This is a genomic window from Paenarthrobacter sp. NPDC089307 (genome assembly GCF_040685055.1).
Lineage (GTDB): Bacteria > Actinomycetota > Actinomycetes > Actinomycetales > Micrococcaceae > Arthrobacter.
This window is the reverse complement of the sequence record NZ_JBFBHE010000003.1, coordinates 291,346-309,761: the sequence shown is the minus strand read 5'-3', so window position 1 is coordinate 309,761 and position 18,416 is coordinate 291,346. Positions and strand designations below refer to the sequence as shown.

The window sequence follows — 18,416 nt, the reverse complement described above, 5'->3', positions numbered from 1 at the left end:
GCCAACCGCGGACAGCAACGCCTGGGATGTAAGAGGATGACCCGCTTCCTGGTTCGCAGGCTCGGCTTGCTTGTCCTGGTTATTTGGGGCGTTGTCACGGCAACGTTCATTCTGGTCCATGCAACTCCGGGTGACCCTGCCCGAACAACGCTTGGAGACAAGGCTTCCGAGTCGGCCGTGCAGGCGCTCAGGGCCGAATGGGGACTGGACCAGCCGCTCGGTGTGCAGTATTGGAATTTCCTGGCTGACCTTCTGGGCGGCAACTTGGGAAAGTCATTTCAGTTCCGCACACCGATTGAGTCGTTGATCGCCGAACGGCTGCCCACGACGCTTCTGCTGATGCTGCTGGCCGTGGTGTTCGCCGTGGTTATATCCCTGCCGCTGGCCACCTGGGTGGCCGTCCGGGGCAGGGGCGGCGCCGACGTCGGAGTCCGGTTCTTTGGTGCTGTCGCGCAGGGAACTCCGGCGTTCTTGACCGGCACCCTGTTGGTTATCGTCTTTGGCCTTAACCTGCGCTGGTTTCCGGTGGGAGGTTACGGAAGAACGACGGCGGAACATCTTCATTCGCTCGTCCTGCCTGCCCTGACTATCGCCTTGGGCATCGTCCCCATGTTGGTGAACAGCTTGAGAGCGTCCCTGACGGATGCGCTGCAGAGCGACTTTGTTGCTTTTGGCCATTCAAAAGGACTCCGTCGGTCCACCGTGTTGGGTGCTTATGCCATTCGCAACGGCAGCATCTCCGGCGTGACCATCTTGGGAATCCAGGCCGGCGCGCTGGCCGGCGGGGCTTTGGTGGTGGAAAAGGTCTTTGCGATTCCCGGGATGGGAAGTCTGATGCTGACAGGCATTCTTGGACGGGATTTTCCCGTGGTGCAGGCCACCACGCTGATCTTCGCGGGGATCGTCGTTGTGGTCTACCTCGTCACGGATTTGTCCTATGCACTACTCGACCCGAGAGCGAGACTGGCATGACCCAGACACTTCTACCCCAGCCTTCGTCCAAGTCCGGAATCACTGAATCGAAACGGCCGTTGCGGCTCAGGATGCGGCCTTTGCACCGTGGGTCCAACATTGAACTCATCGTAGGGGGAACCATCTTCGGGGCGATGGTACTGGCCGCTATCTGTGCCCCACTCCTGACTCCCTACGACCCCACGACGCAAGATTTGGCCAATACGTTGTCCGGACCCACGGCTGCCCACCCCTTGGGGACGGACAACCTCGGACGCGATACCTGGAGCCGCTTGCTGTTTGGTGCCCGCAGCGACCTCGGCATCGCCTTTCTTGCCGTCCTTTTTCCCTTCGTCCTGGGGACGGTGGTGGGAGCACTGTGTGGTTACTTCCAGGGCTGGTTCGACACCATGGTCATGCGGATCGCTGATGTTGTGTCTGCCTTTCCGTTCTTTGTCCTGGTTATCACCTTGGTATTCGTGTTCGGGAACGGCCCGATGAGTATTTTCCTTGCCATCAGTGTGGTGAGTTGGGTCTCGTACGCACGCATCGTGCGGGCCGAGACACTTGTCATCCGCAGGAGGGACTTCATTCAGTCCTGTGAAACGGGGGGACTTGGCAACGCGCGAATCGTGGTTAGGCATGTCCTCCCCAACACAGCCACCCAAGCCATTGTTTTCGCGATGAGCGATGTCGTAGCAAATATCGGCGTCATTGTGACATTGAGCTATTTCGGGCTGGGAATTGTTCCGCCTACGCCGGACTGGGGACAAATGATCAGCGATGGCCAACAATTCCTGGCCTCCGGGAATTACTCACTGGTTCTGATTCCTGGTGCAGCAGTTATCCTTGCGAGCCTTTCCCTGACCTTCCTTGGGGATGGAATCGCCAATTCACTGAGGGCAAAGCGATGAGGGGAGTACCGGACATGGAGCCGTTGCTGGCGGTTGAAGGCCTATCCGTAGATGTGTCCATTGAGGGCCGCGCGTACCCAGCTCTCAGGGATGTTTCCTTCACTGTCCAGCGGGGGGAAGCCCACGGCCTTGTGGGGGAGTCCGGTTCAGGAAAAAGCCTTGCTCTGCGCTCCCTGATGGGTTTGCTCCCCCCGAACGCACGCGTGACTGGGGGAAGAGCCCTTTTCAAGGGGGCCGATCTCTTCGCCGACAACGGCAGGAAGATCCGGAAGATCCGCGGCTCAGGAATTTCGATGGTCTTCCAGGAACCCGCCGTGGCCCTGAACCCGATCGCCCGGGTCGGTACGCAAATATCGGACGGCATCGCCCAGCGGAGGAAGCTCAACCGCAAAGAGGCCCGGGACTACGCCATCCACATGATGGACCTCGTGGGTATCCCGAGTCCGGAACTCCGCGTGGACGCCTATCCGTTCCAGTTGTCAGGTGGAATGAGGCAGCGCGTCATGATCGCCGCCAGTGTTGCCTGCGAGCCAGAGCTGATTCTCTGTGATGAACCTACAACAGCCCTGGATGTAACGGTCCAAGCCCAGGTTTTGGACCTTTTTGCCGGGTTGAAGGCGGAGCTGAACGCGGGCATACTCTACGTCACCCACGACCTCGCGGTTGTGTCCGAACTTTGCAGCACCATCAGTGTTCTCTATGCCGGACGGCTGGTTGAATCCGGCACCGCGGCGGAGGTCCTGGGGAAGCCGGAGGAGGAGTACACACGGGCGCTCCTGGCTGCTACGCCGCGTATCGATGAGCCCGGCCAGCGACTGCAACCAATCCCTGGAACCACGTTGGCGCTTAGGGACAGGCCGACGGACTATTCGTTCACAATGCGGATGGCGGACCATGCACTGGGGATCCAAACCAACTCTGAGGAGCTTTAGCATGTCCAACACCCCGCCACGCCAGCCGACCCACGACAACATCCTGGAGATGCGGGACATACGGGTGGAGTTCTCCAGTGGACGCGGCCGCTCCAAACGCCAGATGGTTGCCCTCAACGGCGTTGATCTCACTGTCCCGAGAGGCACAATCCTGGGGCTGGTTGGTGAGTCGGGTTCAGGAAAATCCACCTTGGCCCGGGTCCTTACCGCTTTGGAAAGGTCATTCACCGGGACCATGGTCTTCGACGGGGCAGAGTTGCCCGCTCGCAGGACCAAAGAGCTCAGACGCCGGATCCAAATGGTTTTCCAAGACCCCTATTCCTCCTTGGACCCCCGGATGACCGTACGGCAGACTCTTGCCGAATTGCTGGGCATCCACAGGGTCGTGGAACGGCGGGACGTCAACAACAGATGCAGAGAATTGATGGAGCAGGTGCAACTGCCGGCCCGGGCGTTGGACAGTTATCCGATTTCGATGTCCGGTGGCCAGCGCCAACGAGTGGCGATCGCCAAGGCGTTGGCTCTTGAACCGACGCTGTTGGTGGCCGATGAGGCCGTCTCCGCACTGGACGTCTCCGTTCAAGCGGGCATCGTCAACCTGATGGCCGACCTGCGGGATGAGCTGGGGTTGTCCGTCCTGTTCATCGCCCATGATTTGGCGGTTGTCCGGAGCCTCTGCGAAAACGTGGCCGTGATGTACCACGGAAACATCGTCGAAGCCGGACCTACGGAGAGAGTTTTCGCTGAACCTCGCGAAAAGTACACCAAGACTCTCCTCAACTCGATCCCGAGGATCAAGTACTGACTGCGAATCACCCGAATGTCCACTTAAACGTCTTTGCAGGGGCCGCAACCGGCCCCTGCAAAGACGTTTATGTGGGCGTAATGCTAGCTCAGGGACTCCCGAAGGAACATCGTCTTGGCGGCGACTGCAGCCATTTCATAAGTAGTGCCAATCATTCCCAAAAGCTCTTCGGCTGACTCCACCTCCCGCGCGATGACAAGGTTGCTTACCCGTGACACACCCGGAACGGCTTCCAACAGTTCGGCTGCCAGGGGATTCTGGAAACCGATCTCAAGCCGGAGTTGGCCAGGGACGGGAAGCAACCGGGTCTTTTCCACGCCCTGGACTGCGGCACGGGCGCCCTTGCGGATGGCCTCGCGGGCGAATGAGGGGGAGAGGCTGTTGGCTGCGGTGAATCCGTGGGCGACTTTTACCGGGACCGTCACTACTCCCGGGAAGTCCTGCTCGGCGATGGCACAGATGACGTCGTCGCCGGTCACCAGGCCCACGGGAACCCCCCGGGTGGCAGCAAAAAGACCATTAATGCCGGCCTCCGACGCGATCTCCCCGTTGAGCTTGAAACTGGTAAAGAGAGCAGAGAAGCTGTGAGCCAGGAGGCCCTCAACGCCGGCAGGGGCGTGGTAGCCAACGTAGAAGGCGACATCGAAGTCCGACGTCAATCCCTCTGCCATGCAAAAAGCGGTAGGGGAACCAAAGACTACGCGTGCCCGTGGGTCCAGGTCCTCGTGCAGGAGGTTGTTCATGGTGCCGTGGCTGTCATTGACCAGGACCTCCGTGGCGCCTCCTTCGAACGCGCCTTCAATGGCTGCGTTGGTTTCGGCAGTCATGAGTGCCTGCGCCCGGGGATAGCCATGGCCGCCCCGAACGACTTGATCGTAGGTGGCTACCCCGGAGATGCCCTCCATATCAACAGAAATGTAGACCTTCATGTGGACTCCTTAGAATGTGAATGCGGCGGGGGTGAGCTTGTACCAGCCCGTACGGCTGACTCCAGATGCGACGTACCCCGACGCCAGTGCGGCCTCCAGGACGGCTCGCAGATGTGTGCGCCAGAGGGCAGCCTCGTGCGGGTTGCTTGCCCGCAAGGAGACGATGTCTTGAGGTGCCCGGCACCAGAGATTGCCGTCCGACTGCACCAGGGCCGGCTGCGAATCCGGGCCGTATTCCAATACCTGATCCTGCGCCCCTTGCGGCAGGTCTACCTCGTCGGGCAGGCCTTCGCTGCACCTGATGCTGCGTGGTGAGGACAGCGGCCACACCACCACCAGCCGGTCCGATTCGTCGTTGGCGTTGATCTGGTCCTGCATTTCGCCGTAGAAGTTTTGCTCATATTCAGAGGCAACAGCGCCCAGCTTGGTCAGGTTGAACCTTGCATTCCGGCTGACCAACGGATCGAAGGTCCACGTCATGGTTTCCATGCCGCGTGCCAGCGACCAGGCACGCTGGTGTTGTTTGAGGGCGAATCCCACGCCTCTGTCGGCAATGCCCGGAAGGACCCCGGCGATCAGCGAATACACCGACCCTTCGGGCGAGACGATGGCTACCGCGGTTCCGCAGAGGATACCGTCAGGGGTATAGGCGGCAGAGACGTTGCACCCCGCGTGTGAGATGCTGCGGAGCAGGTCAAACGGGATGGGAGCTCCGTGGGGAGACATCCCCCAAACGGACACCAAGAGCTCTTCTACCTGTTGGAGCTTGTCCCGGTGGTGCTCGTCTACGATGTGGACATTGGCCTTGGCCGCCGCAGACGCGGCATTGAACAGTGCGCGCTCTGCGGAGGGGTGGGCGTCAAGATTCAGTGACATGATTCAATCCTTGCGTGGTGAGGGGCGCGTGGCTTTGTCCGCCCGGACCAACAGTTGGAGTGCTGCTTGTCTGGGAGAACCACCGGAAAATGCGGAATGCTCCGCCCTGCGGGTGCGGGACGGAGCATTCGCTGCAAACAAATGCAGGTTAGCGAAGCATCCGGACGGTGGCCGGAGCCAGCTGTCCGTCGGCCATTTCGAAAGTGGCGCCCTGGGCGAATGTTGGGGTGGTCGAGTTGACGAACGGAACGATGTCGACGTGCTCAAAGAGTTGCTTTTCGGCGGCAGCCCAGTGTTCACACCCTGCCTCACCCGTGGTTGCAACTGCTTTTTGGACGTTTTCGAGATAGCCCGGATTGTTGATATAGGCGAAGTTTGTGCCATCCGGCGGGGTGGTCCCGGACACCAAGGGCACGAGTTCATTCGGCAGCGCTACGCCGATGGGCACAAACGCTGCACCCCAGCCGCCCTGTCCGCCCAGAATCAGCGAGCTGCCCTCGGCGTCGGTAACCGGCCGGAGTTGAACGTCCACACCGATGCCGGACCACAGCTCTTTGATCAGTTCCGCCCCGGCGGCAAAAGAAGGACCCATGGTGCTGGGGTAGAAGAACTCCAATTTCAGCGGGGTTCCATCTTTGCTCCGTGCGCCGTTCGCATCGGTTTTCCACCCAGCGGCGTCCAAGGTGGATTTGGCCGCTTCGAGATCGTGTTCCGGCAGATTTCCTGTCAGCGTGTCCTGCTTGCAGGGACTTAGCACGGGTGCGATGACTCCCGTGGCAGCCTTGCCGCTGCCACCAGTGACCACTTGCCCGAGTTCTTCAAGCTTCAGCGCCTGCGTCAGCGCGCGCCGGACGTTTTCATCGGAGCCCGGAGTCCCCGGCTTCTGGTTGAACCACAGCTGGCCAAGTGCCGTGACCAGGTCCCGGTGGAACGTCTTCTTCCCTTCAAGCCTTTGTTTGTCAGGACCCACAATGGTGGCAGCATTCACCTCACCGGACAGCAACAGGTTTGCAGCGGTGGTCTCGTTGGCAATGACTTTGAGGACCACCTTGTCCGGCAGTCCCTCCTGGTCCTTCTTCCAGTCTCCGGGGCCCCACGCGTAGTCCTTGCGCCGGGTCAGGGTGTAGTGGTCACCGGCTGCCACCTCGCTGACCGTGTACATACCAGTACCATCCGCCCCTTGGGCGAGGATGCTTCGGTCCTTCGTTCCCGCGGCGCACACGATGGGCAGGCTACCCACGTTGCGGACCAGGAAGGGTTCGGGCGAAGGAGATGTAACGGTGACGGTTCCGGCCGTGCCATCCGCGGTAGCTGTGCCACCGGGAGGAACGAAGACGCCGGTCCGTGTGGAGTTATTGGCGGGATCGCCCACGAAGTTGATATTGGAAGCGACCATCTCCGGCGTCAGAGGGGTGCCGTCGGAGCACGTGATGTTCTTGCGCAGGGTGTACGTGACCGTAGTGCCGGTTCCTTCCCACGCCTGCGCAAGACCAGGGACCATATTCCCGTCCGGATCAAGGTTGACGAGCGAATCGTAGAGGAACCTCGTGGCCTGTTGAGTGATCGAGTTGGAAGCAAAGTGGGGGTCCAGGGATCCCGGATCCACGCTCAGCCTCATGGTGAACGTTTTGCCGTTGGCAAGCTCTGCCCCACCTGTCTTGGGAGCGGAACCCGAACAGGCCGTCATCGTCATTGATAACGCCCCGACGGCGGTGATGCCCAGCGCCGCCTTGATTCTGCGGTGAGTCTTCATGGGGTCTTCTTTCGGTCTACTGTTGGCGGAGAAATTCCACGGCCAGGCGTGCCGCCTGGCCGATGGACGCATCGATTGCAGGCTGCGGGTCCTCAAGATCCGCTGCTTTGGTAAAGACGGCGACGGCGTACTGCCGGCCATCCGGGTATGTCACCACTCCCACCTCATTGCGGATGGCCGGAAGGGTGCCGGTCTTGCCGGCTACCAGGACACCGCCATCGAATCCGGATGCCAGGCGCTGCCTCCAGATCTGCCGGGCCATCATCGAGCGGACGCGTTCACACGCTTCGGGTGAGCCGGCGGTGTCCGTCCAGATGGCATCCAAAAGGCGGACCATGTCCCGTGCCGTGGAGGAGGGAGTCCTGGCAGGGTCAAGGATTCCCAAGGACCAAATCTGTTCCGGTGTCGCCGCGGCCAGCACGGCCTCTATGTCGAGGGGACCAGCGGCCAGGTCCACGCCCAGATCGGCCGCCATCTGATGGTCCATATCCTCTCCGCACCCGATGATCTGCGTGTGCTTCAGGTCAAGGTCGTCCAGGACGGCGTCAACTGCTGCCTGGCCCACGCGGTGGAAGATGACGTCTGTGGCAGCGTTATCGCTCATTGTCAGCATGAACAAAGCCAGGTCACGCCAACTCATTTCGACGTCGTCCGCACAGCCGGCGGTCCCCAGGCCTCCGACCCGGTATCGGGACGTCACGGTGGTTCGCTCTGTTTCCACCAGACGGCCCGCGGAGACTTCGCGGGAGTAGGCCACAGCAAAGGGCACCTTGAAGACAGAGGCCAGGACAACAGGTTCGTCGGCGTTCAAGGAAACCTCGGGCCCGCCAACGACTCCGACCTCACGCGCGTACAAGGAGCCCACGGCCCCGGCAGACGCGAAGATCCGGGCGATTTGCTCCGTTCCCTGGTTCATGCGCTGACGCGGCGATCGGCGCGCCCGGTGTGGACAAACAGCGCGCGGCCTTCGCCGTCGTCGCCAAGGAACACGTGGGGCAGGTGCATGCCATACTGCAGTTGCGCGGGCAGGAACGAGTCCCCGCCAGCAGCCACCAGTTCAATCTTTTCCCTCTGATCGCCGACTTCCTCGTAGAGGCCCTTGGGTATTCTCTCCAGCCAGAGCCGGCCGTCCGGGTCCTGACTGACCACGACGTCTGCTACCCGTGAGGAGTACTCGCCTATATAACGGGAAGCATCTACTCGCGTGTGCGGTTCTGAGGGAGCGGGAAGTTCCGGTAACCGGATGCCGGCAAACTCGTCAAGCACGCGTTGTGCGATCTCCGTGAACACCGCCAGTGGAGTGCCGCCGTTGCAAAAGAGGGCAATCGAGACATCCTTCTCCGGGCAGATCCGAAGGAAGGCCGTTTGGCCGATCGTGCCGCCGTCGTGACCCACCACAGTACCGCCGTCGTAATCAAAGAGCGAGAAGCCGAGGCCCCAAGCAGCGCCCATCCACCCCAGGTCCGGCAGCTTCACTTGCGGTTCCAGCATTGCAGCGGCGGAGGCGGCGCTGAGCACCTGCCGCCCGGTCCGCGTCCGTCCGGAATCCATGTGCATTTGTGCGAACGCCAGGAGGTCGCGTGGACTCATGGTGAGCATGGCCCCCACAGGAGCCGTGGAGCGGGGCAAGGCCCAGATTGGGCTTGGCTGCGGCTCTTCGCCCTCATTGTTTGCGATGTGTCCAACGGCGGCGCGGAAGAGGATGGCCTCGTAGGGTCCGTTGGCCGCGTGGGTGAGTTCCAGTGGGGCGAACAGATATTCACGCAGGCACTCGTCATAGGGCTTGCCGCGCAGGACCTCTATCATCCTGCCCAACACCACGTAGGCGGCATTGTTGTAGGAAAACATGGTGCCCGGCGTGAAAAGCTGCGGGACGTCTCCAAATGTCTCAACGAGCTTGGCAATGGCGTCATCGCCCTGTCCGGTATCGGTGAAGATGTCGCCCTCAAATCCGGCCGTATGACTCAGCAGCTGGCGGGTGGTGATGACAGCAGCGGCCGACTCGTCGTCGAGCCTGAAGCCAGGGAGGTAGTTCCTTACGGGGAGGTCGAGGTCCACTTTTCCCTCGTCCACCAACTGCATGACCAAGGTGGCGGTCCAGAGCTTGGTGATCGAGCCGATCTGGAACAGCGAGTCGACGGTTGTTTCGACGCCGGTGGCCTTGTTGAGCACGCCAGCGGCGGCTTCGATCACCTCGCCTTTGACCGAGACGGCTATGGCAGCGCCCGGGACCTGGTTCTCAGCCAGCAAGGCGGGGAGGCGGCCTTCCAGCCACGTCCGAAGTTCGTTGAGGTTCGTCATGCGCCAATGCTATGGCGCAGGCATTCCGCCAGCGTTGTCCGTTTCCACTCTCCCGAGCCAGATGCGTCGTCGAAATGGCCAACGGTCCACCGGAATGTGAGCTGGATAATGGAGGTCGCCGGTCTCGTGGAGGTCCACAGAGATACACAGAGCAGGAGTGAATATTGAGCACTGCATCACGTTTGGTTGCGGAGGCAACGGGCAGTCCGTGGACAAAGTTTGCGGCGCGAAGACTGGGTCGCCTGACGGTGTCCATCTGGGTCCTGGTCACGGCGTCGTTCCTCATGATCCACCTGATCCCCGGTGATCCGGTGAGATCCGCCTTGGGCGCTACGGCCCCCGCCGCACTGGTGGAAGCCCGACGGGAAGCCTTGGGCCTCAATGATCCGCTGTGGCTCCAATACATCCACTACCTTCAAGGCCTGCTCAGTGGCAATCTGGGAACGTCCATGACCTCGGACCTCCCCGTGGCCCAAGTGGTCGGGGACCGCTTTCCCGCCACTTTCGAGTTGGCCAGCCTTGCCTTTGCGCTGGCCGTTCTGATTGCAGTGCCCCTGGGTGCCCTCATGGGAGTGCTTACAAGAGGTGGCCGCCGGCCGTCAACGGAGCTCGCTTTCACCACCACCTCTATCGTGGTGGCCGCAATACCTGAGTTTCTCCTGGCCGTGGGATTGGTGTTCTTCTTTGCGGTCAATCTTGGTTGGTTCCCTGTGGCGGGACGATCAGACACGAACTCCTACGTCCTCCCCGTACTGTCCATGGCAATCGGGTCTGCCGCAGTGTTGTCGCGAATAGTGCGCGTGGAAATGCTTGCTGTCCTGGGCGCTGATTACGTCCGTACCGCCCGTGCCAAGCGACTTCCCGACTGGATGGTCTATTTCAGGCATGCACTTCCCAATGCCCTGACGGCAACCCTGACAATCGGCGGCCTGATGCTCAGCGCCATGGTGGCCGGAACAGTCCTTGTTGAAAACGTTTTTGCCTGGCCTGGCCTTGGCAGCACCATCGTCTCCTCCATCCTGGCCAAGGACTACCCCGTGGTGCAGGGCGTGGTGCTGGTGTACGGGTTGGGCGTCTTGCTGGTGAACCTTCTGGTGGATGTGGCATTGGGAATGCTGGATCCACGTTCGACGATAAAAGAGAGCTGATTTATGCGCACTTCAAGAGAGGCAGCAACCCCGGGGGCGGGGACCCGCTGGTTGGCTGCGCTGAAGACTCCGGTTGGCGCAGTCTCAGCGGTGATGCTCTTCCTGGTCCTCGCACTGGCAGTCGCCGCTCCGGTGCTGTGGTCCGGACAGGCCGAGGAAATGAACACCAAAGCCATTCTCCAGGGACCCTCGGCAGAACACTTGGTAGGAACAGACAGCCTTGGCCGTGACCTGTTCTTCCGCTTGCTGGTTGCTACCGGACTGTCCGTCAAGCTGGCCTTGGCCGCAACGGGCATCGGCGTCCTTGCCGGCCTCGTGCTTGGCACCGTTCCATCACTGGCGGGCAGGCGTGCAGGAAGGCTCGTCACGGCGTTCGTAAACATTGCCGTAGCTTTCCCGGGCCTGCTGTTGGCCATGTTCTTCGCCGTAATCTTCGGCGTTGGTGAAACGGGCGCGGTTCTGGCCATAGGTTTTGCCACGGCACCATCTTTTGCACGGTTGACTCAGACGCTGGTTTCGACCCAAGCGGACCGCGACTTCATTGCGGCCGCGAAATTGGCGGGAGTCGGCAGGGTCCAACGGTTGCTCCGGCACATCCTCCCGAACATCGCAGAGCCTCTCGTCGTGACGGCAACCATAGGGGCGGGCAGCGCGCTCCTCGCCTTCGCCGGCCTGTCGTTCCTGGGGCTCGGTGTCCAACCGCCGGCTTATGACTGGGGCAGGTTGCTCAATGAAGGCCTCAATGACATCTACGTCCATCCCATGGCGGCACTCGCTCCGAGCCTGGCGGTGGTCATCGCAGGATTGGCGTTCAATCTGTTCGGCGAAGCCGTCGCCAAAACCCTCGGCACCCCGACCGGCGTCGTCGGCTCCGGCACGGCACCCCAGCGCGTCCCCGCACCTGCCGGCCTGGGGCATCCCACCGCGCAACCTGCCGCTGTCAGGGGTTCCAGTGAGGAAGCGGAGGCCGATAACGCAGTGCTGACTGTCCGGGATCTGTTTGTCAGCTTCCCCGGTCCCGACGGTCCCATCACCCCCGTGCGGGGCGTGAGCTTTACCCTGGCTCGCGGAGAAGCTGTGGGTGTAGTGGGTGAATCCGGCTCCGGCAAGACGCAGACAGCGTTGGCGCTGGCACAGCTGGTGGAATATCCCGGACGCGTCAACGCGTCCCGACTGGAGTTTCTCGGCCAGGATCAATTGAAGGGCGCTTCCCGCGCCCGCCGGCAACTGTTGGGTACCTCACTGGCCATGGTGTTCCAGGATCCCATGAAGTCCTTCAACCCCACCATGCGTATCGGCAGGCAACTCGCTGAAGTCGCCATGCGTCATCAGGGGATGAATCGCCGTCAAGCATTGGCCCGCGCCGCTGATCGGCTGCGCGCGGTCAGGGTGCCGGCAGCGGAGCGGCGGCTGAAGCAGTATCCCCATGAGTTCTCCGGCGGCATGCGGCAACGCGCCATGATCGGTATGGGCATCATGGGCACGCCCGCCTTGATCGTGGCCGACGAACCCACCACGGCGTTGGATGTGACTGTGCAGCAACAGGTGCTCCGGCTGCTCTCCGCGATCAGGCAGGAAGACAACGTAGCGATGCTGCTCATCAGCCACGACCTCACCCTGGTAGGACAGGTGTGTGAACGGGTCCTGGTGATGTACGCCGGCCGTATCGTGGAAGACCTTCCCGCCTCGGAGCTAGGCCGGGCGCAGCACCCCTACACGCAAGCACTTCTTGCTGCGGTTCCAGACATGAATACGGACCGGGAAAGCCCCTTGGCTGTGGTTCCAGGACGTCCAGCCGATCCGTCGCAGTTGCCGCAAGGATGCGCTTTCGCTTCCCGCTGTTCCAAGGCCTCGGAAGGATGCACCCGCGAAGATCCCCAGCTGGTGGAGCACGAGGATGGACACCGGGTGGCATGTTGGCACCCCTCGGATGAAGCGGAGCCGCGCCGGGTCCCGGTGGAATTGAAACTGCACGCCGCAGCACTGCAAGGAGACGCGTCATGAACGAATTGAGGTTCCAGCAGGTTTCTGTCCGCTTCGGTGGCCGCCGCGGCATGACCGCCGTGGACGGCGTTGACCTGGTGGTGCCGCAAGGCCAGGTGGTTGGCCTGGTGGGCGAATCCGGCTCCGGAAAATCGACGTTGGCCCGTGCCGCCGCGGGCCTGACGCCCCTGTCCGGCGGCCAAGTCCTGTTCGACGGCAAACCCCTGGTCGATGGCAACGGCCTCCGGCCCGGACGAAGTGGAAACAGGCCGCTGCAGATGGTGTTCCAGGATCCCCATTCGTCGCTGAACCCCCGAATGAGGATTGGTGACTCGATCGCCGAGTCCATTCCGCGTTCCGTGAAGGGGGCCGCAATCCGGACCGCCGAGGTAGAGCGGCTCCTGGAGCTTGTGGGCCTGGATCCACAGCGGGCATTCAGCTACCCCGGGCAGATGTCAGGTGGCCAGTTGCAGAGGGTTGCCTTGGCACGGGCCTTGGCCGGGCGGCCGGAGGTGATCGTGGCGGATGAGATCACGTCAGCGCTGGACGTATCGGTCCAAGGAACGGTCCTGAACCTTGTGCGGGACCTGCAACGGGAACTCCGCTTGTCCATGTTGTTCATTTCGCACAACCTGGCCGTCGTCCGGTACGTCGCTGACACCATTGCGGTGATGTACCTTGGGCGGATCGTGGAGCAGGGGCCCGCAGAACAGATTCTCTCGAATCCCCAACATCCGTATACCAAGGATCTGCTGGCCGCTGTACCGGGCAACAGCAGTGCCGACCTCACGCCGGTCGCGGCAGACCCAGCCGTCCGCGCCGTCAATGACGCAGAACCAGCAAACCCCCACCACCCGCCAAGCGGGTGCAGGTACCACCTGCGGTGCCCGATTGGCCCCCTGGTCCTTCCGGGTCGTGATGTCTGTAAAGACGTGGACCCAGCCCCGGACGGCCACAGGCACGCCGCCGCCTGCCACTTTGCAGATGAACTGCTGCTTTCAGGAAAGGCAGGACAGCCATGACCCGCAGGCTTCGCTGCGAGGACGTTCTGGATCTCGCGGTCCCGGAGCAGCCTGCGCTCTCGCCGGACGGCCAGCTGGTCGCCTACGTTTTGCGGACGCTCGACGCCGGCACGGACAGTACCCAGCGGAACATCTGGTTGGTGGACACTCGTGGTGGTTCACCCCGGCAGCTCACCTTCAGCAACAATGAGTCAGCACCCGCGTGGCTTGCTGATGGAGTGTTTTCGTTCGTCCACGAATCCGGGGGGCAGAAGAATCTCCGCATCATGAACCTCAACGACGGAAGCGTGGCGACGGCAGCCACCTTGCCGCCGGGAGCGGGCAAACCCGTGTGGAGTCCCGACGGTTCGCGGTTGGCTTTCGCCGCATTCGTGTCCGGTTCCGCTCCGAGCATTGGGGAAAAGGGGCAGCATCAGCTGGCAGATGCCCCGATGGTTGCCGATGGCATGAACTACCGGTCGGACGGTGTTGGCATGTTGGGATCGCTGGTTCGGCAGCTCCATGTCCTGGAGCCGTCCAGCGGAGCGTGCATGCAGCTGACGCATGGGGAATGGCATGTCAGGGATCCCGAGTGGTCTCCCGATGGCCGTCGCTTGGCCTTTTCCGCAGGGCCGGCAGTGGACAACGAGGCCAGCCTGGTGGCGCCGGCTCATGTGGTGAATGTTGATCAGCCGGAGGCTGCCCCCGTAGTGGTGGGCCCCTCCGACGTTGTTGTCAGCGCGCTTGAATGGGCGGGGGATGGAGAATCCTTGTTTGCGGTTCTCAGCCGGCCGGTGGGCCACAGTTCCCTGGTTCGGCTTCCCTTGGATGGTGGCCTTGGCACAGACCTGTCGGAAGCTCTGGATCGAAACGTCATGTCCGGGGCGCCTGCCTATCCGGGGGCTTCGCCGCGACTCGTGAACAACGACAAGACCGTGCTGTTCTGCCTGCGGGACCGCGGTTGTACGCACCTTTTTGAAGTAGACGCCGACGGCGGTTTCCCGAGCCCGCTGCTGGACGGAGACGGCATTGTGGTCTCGGAGCTGTCCGTTGCCGGCACTACGGCTGTCACGATCCTCCGGACGCCCACCTCTTTCGGAGAAGTTACAAGCGTGGACGTGGAATCGGGCGCCGTGCGGGTCCTCACCGGGCACGGGGCGAACTTGGCGGAGGTGGAACTGTTCGAGCGCAAGGAGCGGGAGTTCACGACCCCTGACGGCACGGTGGTGCACGGTTGGCTGATGCGGGACCCGGCTGTCGTGGAAGCCCAGCCTTTGCTCCTGGACATCCATGGTGGCCCGCACAACGCCTGGAACAGTGCTGCGGATGAAGTGAATGTCTACCATCAGGAACTCGCGGCTCGTGGGTGGGCCGTGCTGTTGCTCAACGTCCGGGGCAGCGATGGCTATGGAGAGCAGTTCTACCGGGCTGCAGTCGGGCGTTGGGGGATCGCGGATGCCCCTGATTTCTTGGGACCGCTGGATGAGCTTGTTGCTGAAGGTGTCGCGGACCCGGATCGTTTGGCGGTGACCGGCTACAGCTACGGGGGATATATGACCTGTTACTTGACCGGCCATGACAACAGGTTTGCTGCCGCAGTGGCAGGTGGGGTGGTGAGTGACCTCAGGAGCTTCGCGGGGACCTCTGACAGCGGACACTTCTTCAACCAATGCGAACTCGGATGCACCGCCGTGAACGGCGGGGCTTACGAGGCAATGTCGCCCATCTCGATGGTGGACAACGTCTCGACGCCGACGCTTATCCTCCACGGCGCCAGTGACCTCCGGTGCCCGGTTGGCCAAGCGGAACAGTGGCATGCGGCTCTGTGCGAAAGGGGCGTGGTGAGCCGGTTGGTCCTTTATCCCGGGGGCTCCCATTTGTTCCCGGATGAGGGTCCACCGTCCCACCGGATCGACTTCAATCGCCGCATTGTTGAGTGGATCGAGGAACACGCCAATGGCGGCCGGCTTGGTGGGGTACCGCGTTTGGCCTTGGAGGCGGGGTTTGAATGATGGACCTACATCCACGCGTCAGCCTGGGGCGCCTTCTGGACGATCTCGGGGCCACCCTTCTTGAGCACGTTGACGGCGATATCGGCTGTCAAGAGGAGATCGGCGGGATCGTCATTCACGATCCCCTCGACGAACCGGTGCTGCCGCCCCATGCCCTGGTACTGGGCATAGGCCTTCAGGATGCCGGGTACATCGCCTCCTTGCTGGTGCGCCTGGGCGGATCAGGGGCCTTGGGGCTGATAGTCCGTGCCCCTGTTGCGGCAGACCCCCGTATTGCTGAGGCAGTCCGGGAATCGGGAGTTGCCTTGCTGGGGTTGACGCCGGGGGCAGGCTGGGCCCAGTTGGCGGCAATGCTGCGAACCCTGCTGGCTTCGAGCGACGCGCGTGCTGACGGTCCCCTGACTTTGGGCGGGCTGCCCTCCGGTGACCTTTTTTCCTTGGCCAACGCCATTGCGGCCCTCATGGACGCTCCGGTCACGATCGAGGACCGCAACTCCCGGGTACTCGCGTTCTCAGGACGACAGGATGAAGCAGACCACTCAAGGGTGGAAACGATCCTGGGCCGCCAGGTGCCCCAGGCGGTTTCCCAGGTATTTGTCGAGAGGGGCGTTTTCCGCGAGTTGTACCGCTCGGACGGGCCGGTCACCGTTGCTGCGTTGCCGCCATCCCTTGACGCGGTTTCCCTTCCACGTGTCGCCGTTGCCGTCCGCGCCGGCGACGAGGTCCTCGGCTCCATCTGGGTGGCTGTGAGGAGCCCGCTGAGCCAAGAAAGGATGGAGTCCTTGAAAGACTCCGCCAAGTTGGTGGCGCTGCATCTGCTTCGGCTCCACACAGATGCCGATGTAGAGCGTCGGATGCGCGCCGACCTGCTGGGCAAGGCTCTTGAAGGCGGTATTGGCGCGCAGGATGCCCTGGACCGTCTGGGTCTGGCCGAACAGCCCTTGGTGGTGCTTGCCTTGGCAGTGCTTCAGGACCCGGGTCGTAAACCGCATCTGGAAACAGACGCCGGGCTGGCCATGGAACGGCAGAGAATCAACGACAGCTTCGCCATGCATCTGGGAGCCCTGCAGCCAAACAGTGCAGTCGCCCTCCTTGGAGACATCACTTATGCGCTGTTTTCCGTAGGGCAAGATCACCAAGGAGAAGAACGCGCGGCGTCAACCGGCGCCGACTTCCTGCGGAGGTTGGGCGGGCGCGCAAACGCGGCCATTGGCGTCGGAAGCCTCGCTCGAGGGGTGGCTGAATTGCCGGCAGCCAAGACCAGTGCAGACCGTGTGTTGCGCGTACTGCGCACCGGGAACGCCAAGGGACAACGCGTTGCACGCTTGGCCGATGTCCACGTTGAGGCGCTGATCCTTGAACTGTCCGACCTCGCGGCGTCCCGGGGTGAACAACCAACCGGACAGATCGCCCGTTTGTACGCGTACGACGCGAAACACAACGCCAACCTCGTGGACACCCTGCGCGCATGGCTGGATGCCTTTGGCGATGTGGCCACCGCTTCGGCTTCCGTGTACATCCACCCGAACACGTTCAGGTACCGGCTCCGGCGCTTGGCGTTGGTAGGAGGACTGGACCTGGACGATCCCAGGACCCGGTTCGCCGCCATGCTTCAACTCTGCATCCTGTCACAGCCCTCCAAGTGACGTATCGCCCCTCCGTTCATCAGTCGATAGGAACCCCTATGAAACTCGCCCGCGCTACCATCACCCTGATTGACCTTCCGTTGCTTGAACCTTTCGTGGTGTCCTACGCGACGTACCCGTCCATGCCAAGCATCATCCTCACCCTCGAAACGGACGATGGCTTGGTGGGGTATGGCGAGAGCGTACCTGACGGGCATATCACCGGTGAGACACCCACAGGAACCGTTGAAGCCCTCAAAACTGAACTGGTGCCAGCGGTTCTGGGGCTGGACCCCCGCGACATCACGGCCGTCCATCAACGGCTGGACGCGGTCCTCAAGGGTTGCGGGGCAGCCAAAGCCGCAGTCGACATTGCTTGCTGGGACCTGGCAGGGAAGGCAGCAGCGCGCCCGGTGTATTCCTTGCTGGGCGGGCGTCGGCCAGAGCAACCAACCATTGCCAGGGTGATGAGCATCCTGGCCCCGGATGTTCTCGCGGAACAAGCCATCCAGGCACGGCAGGAAGGTTACCGCCACCTCAAAATGAAGCTTGGTGGCGGCGACGGCCAGGACATTGAACGGGTGCGGGCCGTCCGGGCCGCCATCGGCCAGGACATGGGGATCCGCGTGGATGCAAACCAAGGTTGGGGCGACCCGGCAACAGCCCGCGCCATGATCCGGGCCCTGGAACCATTCGACGTGGACTGGGTGGAACAGCCCATCCTGGCCGATGACATTGACGGTTTCCGGTTGGTGCGGCAGGGAACGTCCATGCGGCTCATGGCCGACGAAGCCGTGGTGGATACCCGGGATTTGGCGCATTTTGTCCGTGATCGCTCAGTGGACATGGTCAATCTCAAGCTGATGAAGAGCGGCGGCATCACGCCATGCCACCGTTTGGCAACCCAAGCTGAACTTGGGGGGCTGAAGGTACAAATCGGCTCGATGCTGGAAACCAGCATCGCGTCCTCGGCCGGCTTCCACCTGGCGCTCAGCCACCCAAACATCGTGTCGACCGAACTTTCGGGTCCCATGAGGTTCGCAAAGGAGCCTGGAGACCTGAAATACGTGGTTCCGGACGTGCAGGTGACGGAGAAACCCGGGTTGGGCGTCGAAGTTGACGTGGACGTCCTGGCAGAGTTGGCTGTGAGCGAATGCGAGGTCCTGGCGTAGCCGTCCAGGGAGGG

At 62.2% G+C, this 18,416-nt stretch carries 15 protein-coding genes; 10 read left to right on the top strand and 5 right to left on the bottom strand.

Annotated elements, in window-relative coordinates; translation table 11 throughout:
• Positions 1–36: 36 nt before the first annotated feature.
• From AB0N72_RS08975 to AB0N72_RS08960, 4 genes are read left to right on the top strand one after another with little or no spacing between them, the layout of a single operon-like run.
• Complete coding sequence (locus AB0N72_RS08975; RefSeq protein ID WP_363932209.1) at positions 37–972, top strand: ABC transporter permease; 936 nt, start codon at positions 37–39, stop codon at positions 970–972.
• The gene (locus AB0N72_RS08970; RefSeq protein ID WP_363932208.1) at positions 969–1,865 is read left to right on the top strand and encodes an ABC transporter permease; all 897 of its coding nucleotides are present in this window, start codon (positions 969–971) and stop codon (positions 1,863–1,865) included. Before AB0N72_RS08975 ends, AB0N72_RS08970 begins: the two co-directional genes overlap by 4 nt.
• Positions 1,862–2,797: an ABC transporter ATP-binding protein gene (locus tag AB0N72_RS08965; RefSeq protein ID WP_363932206.1), complete on the top strand. Its 936-nt coding sequence runs from the start codon at positions 1,862–1,864 to the stop codon at positions 2,795–2,797. Before AB0N72_RS08970 ends, AB0N72_RS08965 begins: the two co-directional genes overlap by 4 nt.
• A gap of 1 nt (position 2,798) precedes the next feature.
• A complete protein-coding gene (locus AB0N72_RS08960; RefSeq protein WP_363932204.1) occupies positions 2,799–3,602 on the top strand; it encodes an ATP-binding cassette domain-containing protein in 804 nt (267 codons plus the stop codon).
• A gap of 83 nt (positions 3,603–3,685) precedes the next feature.
• On the opposite strand, the gene AB0N72_RS08955 is transcribed toward AB0N72_RS08960, so the two are convergent.
• From AB0N72_RS08955 to AB0N72_RS08935, 5 genes are all read right to left on the bottom strand, one after another.
• On the bottom strand, positions 3,686–4,531 hold the full coding sequence (locus AB0N72_RS08955; RefSeq protein ID WP_363932202.1) for a M55 family metallopeptidase: 846 nt from the start codon (positions 4,529–4,531) through the stop codon (positions 3,686–3,688).
• Between the two features lie 9 nt (positions 4,532–4,540).
• Positions 4,541–5,407 (bottom strand): hypothetical protein, encoded by an 867-nt coding sequence (locus AB0N72_RS08950; protein WP_363932201.1) that lies wholly within the window; start codon positions 5,405–5,407, stop codon positions 4,541–4,543.
• A 148-nt stretch (positions 5,408–5,555) separates the two neighbouring features.
• On the bottom strand, positions 5,556–7,160 hold the full coding sequence (locus AB0N72_RS08945) for an ABC transporter substrate-binding protein (RefSeq protein WP_363932200.1): 1,605 nt from the start codon (positions 7,158–7,160) through the stop codon (positions 5,556–5,558).
• 16 nt (positions 7,161–7,176) lie between these two features.
• Positions 7,177–8,076 carry a serine hydrolase gene (locus AB0N72_RS08940; protein WP_363932199.1) on the bottom strand — a complete coding sequence of 300 codons (900 nt, stop codon included), beginning with the start codon at positions 8,074–8,076 and terminating at the stop codon, positions 7,177–7,179.
• Positions 8,073–9,461 (bottom strand): serine hydrolase domain-containing protein, encoded by a 1,389-nt coding sequence (locus tag AB0N72_RS08935; RefSeq protein WP_363932198.1) that lies wholly within the window; start codon positions 9,459–9,461, stop codon positions 8,073–8,075. Before AB0N72_RS08935 ends, AB0N72_RS08940 begins: the two co-directional genes overlap by 4 nt.
• A 164-nt stretch (positions 9,462–9,625) precedes the next feature.
• Between AB0N72_RS08935 and AB0N72_RS08930 the strand changes: the two genes are divergently transcribed.
• The 6 genes from AB0N72_RS08930 to AB0N72_RS08905 are packed head-to-tail and all read left to right on the top strand — an operon-like array spanning position 9,626 to position 18,402.
• Positions 9,626–10,609, top strand: a complete 984-nt coding sequence (locus AB0N72_RS08930; protein ID WP_363932197.1) for an ABC transporter permease — start codon at positions 9,626–9,628, stop codon at positions 10,607–10,609.
• A 3-nt stretch (positions 10,610–10,612) separates the two neighbouring features.
• Positions 10,613–12,613, top strand: a complete 2,001-nt coding sequence (locus tag AB0N72_RS08925; protein ID WP_363932196.1) for a dipeptide/oligopeptide/nickel ABC transporter permease/ATP-binding protein — start codon at positions 10,613–10,615, stop codon at positions 12,611–12,613.
• Positions 12,610–13,614, top strand: coding sequence for an ABC transporter ATP-binding protein (locus AB0N72_RS08920; protein WP_363932195.1), 1,005 nt, complete (start codon positions 12,610–12,612; stop codon positions 13,612–13,614). Before AB0N72_RS08925 ends, AB0N72_RS08920 begins: the two co-directional genes overlap by 4 nt.
• On the top strand, positions 13,611–15,605 hold the full coding sequence (locus tag AB0N72_RS08915; protein ID WP_363932193.1) for a S9 family peptidase: 1,995 nt from the start codon (positions 13,611–13,613) through the stop codon (positions 15,603–15,605). The genes AB0N72_RS08920 and AB0N72_RS08915 overlap by 4 nt, the downstream gene beginning before the upstream one ends.
• Entirely contained in the window at positions 15,605–17,251 is a 1,647-nt protein-coding gene (locus AB0N72_RS08910; protein WP_363932192.1) for a helix-turn-helix domain-containing protein, read from the top strand. The genes AB0N72_RS08915 and AB0N72_RS08910 overlap by 1 nt, the downstream gene beginning before the upstream one ends.
• 38 nt (positions 17,252–17,289) lie before the next feature.
• Complete coding sequence (locus tag AB0N72_RS08905) at positions 17,290–18,402, top strand: dipeptide epimerase (protein WP_363932191.1); 1,113 nt, start codon at positions 17,290–17,292, stop codon at positions 18,400–18,402.
• The last annotated feature ends 14 nt before the right edge of the window (positions 18,403–18,416 follow it).